This window comes from Pseudoalteromonas sp. SG43-6 (assembly GCF_014164365.1).
GTDB classification, from domain to species: Bacteria; Pseudomonadota; Gammaproteobacteria; order Enterobacterales; family Alteromonadaceae; genus Pseudoalteromonas; species Pseudoalteromonas rhizosphaerae.
In genome coordinates this window covers 1-496 of record NZ_JACJEZ010000169.1, presented here as the reverse complement: position 1 = coordinate 496, position 496 = coordinate 1, and the positions used below count along the sequence as shown (strand labels likewise).

Here is a 496-nt window from a genome sequence, read left to right as displayed (position 1 = left end):
AAGTATAAAAATTGCCCTTTTACGCTCGTTGGTAAATAGGTGATATCCCAAGTGTATACTTCATTTGCACGTACTGCCTTCAATGCTCTTGGCTTTTTCATCGGCTTAGCTGGCTTTACTTTTTCTCTATGCGTTAATAAGTTATGTGCCTTCATGACACGATAAAATGAACTTTCAGACGCTATCCATATACCGTTATCAAGCAGCTTGGGGACTATTTTACTGGCCGGTAAATGCCCATACTCAGTTGAGTTAACCGTATTAATAATACGCTGCCGCTCTAACTCTGTGAGACGGTTTGGCGGCCGTTTTTTCGTACTCGTTCGCTTGTCAGTCATATCGTCTGCTTCAATCCACCGCTGAACGGTTCTTACCGTCAGCCCAAGTAACTCACATGCTTTTTCTTTCCTTGCCCCTGAATCCTGCGCGTTTGTAATAAGCGTTATTAATTCATGTCGCTCAGCCTGTGTTGTTAATCGTCCTCGTTGAAACCCCA

The 496-nt window shown here is 43.3% G+C and carries 1 pseudogene; it reads right to left on the bottom strand.

From position 1 onward, the window contains the following. Positions 1–496, bottom strand: a pseudogene (locus H5201_RS22640) (helix-turn-helix domain-containing protein); the annotation flags it as partial.